The organism is Microbacterium sp. Ag1, from assembly GCF_001005635.1.
Lineage (GTDB): Bacteria > Actinomycetota > Actinomycetes > Actinomycetales > Microbacteriaceae > Microbacterium > Microbacterium oxydans.
On sequence record NZ_LBCR01000004.1, the window covers coordinates 1 to 2,221 of the forward strand.

Annotated in this window: 2 protein-coding genes; one reads left to right on the top strand and one right to left on the bottom strand. The window is 63.3% G+C overall.

The annotated features are described in order from the left end of the window. Positions 1–538: 538 nt before the first annotated feature. Positions 539–1,048, bottom strand: coding sequence for a hypothetical protein (locus tag AAY78_RS00030; RefSeq protein WP_046746339.1), 510 nt, complete (start codon positions 1,046–1,048; stop codon positions 539–541). Positions 1,049–1,276: 228 nt separating this feature from the next. Between AAY78_RS00030 and AAY78_RS00035 the strand changes: the two genes are divergently transcribed. Further along, complete coding sequence (locus AAY78_RS00035) at positions 1,277–2,206, top strand: DUF2510 domain-containing protein (protein WP_082108506.1); 930 nt, start codon at positions 1,277–1,279, stop codon at positions 2,204–2,206. The last annotated feature ends 15 nt before the right edge of the window (positions 2,207–2,221 follow it).

Here is a 2,221-nt window from a genome sequence, read left to right on the forward strand (position 1 = left end):
CCGTAAAAAAGAAATGCATACCCCACCGGGAAAACGGTGACGCAGCGAGTTTGATGCTGACCAAAGAGACAAATTCATTGCTGACTTCATCCATTGCCAACCCCACAAGGAGGTTGGTCTTTGATCCAAAGGAATTCTCAACTAGCCGAAGCTAGACGAGGATAATTTGGCATTTGACAAGTGCACGCTGTTGAGTTCTCAAGGATCGGATGCTCCCACGACCCAGCCATCACAGCCAGGCCCGAAGGGCAACTTCTCTATCTTACCGATCTCGCTTCCGTTGTCAAGTCCGAATTTCTTCGGCCTGACCGTGGGAACGGATCAGCATCCTTCATCCTGTTCACTCAGTGAGTGTCTGGGATTCGGGAGGTGTTAGCTGCTTGACGGGAGCCGGTCCGAGGACCTCCGCTCAACCGTTTGGGGCGAACAAGTAATAAGTTACGCGGATCCCGGGGATCGGGCAAATCTAGGCCGACCGCCGGGCGTGTCGCGCTCCTGCAGCTGCATATCCGCGCGGCTCTCCTGCCCCTGTCGTGCCTCACTCCATGGTCATGGGTGTGGTCGTGACGTCGATGTTGCCGAAGGGGAAGGGGCTGAAGACCGTCCAGGAGCCGGAGGTGAACCCCTCCATCGGGATCAGGAAGAACCAGACGTGTGAGACGACGATCGCGACGGCCACGAGTGCCGCGATTCCGATGGCCGCCCGGTTCAGTGCCCTGAGGGCTGCCCGTTCGTCGCTCGCCTTCATCACGCGCCCGAGAGTGATCAGGACGATCGCGGCAATACCGACATAGACCAACGGGCTGGGGCCGAGGGTGAGCTGGATGCACAGGGGAGCCTCGTCCACCGGCCGCCCCGACCCATCGAAGAACCCACCGTTGCCATCGATGCCGCCAGGACAGGTGACTCTGCTCGGGACCATGAGGGTGGGATACACCAGCGCGGCGATCACGGCGAGGATCAGAAGGCGACGGATCCTCGCGATGACCTGCACTCCGGGGAGTCCAGCGACAGCATTGGTGTTGGACGAACTCTGAGTGAGCGACAACGCGGACTCCTTCACGGGCGGTTGACCCATGATGGCGTACGGGGCGGACGGGTGGAAGGGATTCGCGCGGCGGACTGACCTCTCCGCCGTCTACACGCGCGCGGGCGCAGCCTCTTCCTATACGGAACGGCGCCGGAGAAGGGATTGCTCGATAGCGTGCCCGACAACGCCTTCAGAAGGGTCGTCAGGTCTTGGACCATCGTCTGTCGTTCATGCCAATATGAACGCGTGAGCGAGCAAGCACCCGCGGGTTGGTACCCGGATGGCAGTGGAAACGAGCGGTATTGGGACGGAGCGGCGTGGACCGAGCATCTCCGCAGTCCCGCGCCTCCCGCTCCCGTGCCACCGCCGGCCCCGGCGCCGGCCGCAGTCGCCGTGGTCGTCGCCGCCGCGGAGCCTGCTGAGGGCACGAACGTCTTCTCGAAGCTCGGCTCCGCCGTGAAGAAGGCGGCGGCCGACAAGAAGGCGACGAAAGAAGAGGAGGCCCGCCTACACAGCGAACGTGCGCTGGCAGCCGGGGCACTTGTCACCAGCGGAGTCTTCGGCACTTCGACGATCGAGATCTACGAGGGTGGATTCGTTCGCATCGCGGTCGGAGGGGAGACCCGCGAACGCTCCGTGGAGATCACGAAGTCGACCCCGTACGAGAAGCTTCGGTCGATCTCCTTCGCGTCTCCGGAAGCTGAGACCACAGCAGATGCGGTGCCCGGGTCGCCCATCGAAGGTGCGGTCATGCAGGCCATGTCAGGCATCGTGAAGGGCGGCAAGCTCCTGACCAGAGGGACGGCGATCGGCCTGGCGACGACGGGCGTCGCCCAGTTCGCCGCGAACTCCGCCCGCAAGTCGAACCTGGTGATCGCGACGGACAAAACGATTCACACTCTGGTCAACCAGAAGCACAACGGATGGATGAACATCTCCCAGAAGGAGCACAACGCCGTCGCCGTGGCCCTGGTCGAGGCGGGGAATGCCGTGCTCGGAATCACCGCCGCAGTCGAACCCGAGGTCGTCGTCGAGGCGGTCGCGGTCGCCGCCTCGCTCCCTGCAGCGCCGACGTTGTCGGACCGGCTGCGTGAGCTGTCGGAGCTGCACCGCGAGGGCATCCTGTCGGATGAGGAGTTCACGGCTGCGAAAGGGAAGTTGCTCTCGGGGCTCTGAAGCCCCCCCCCCCCC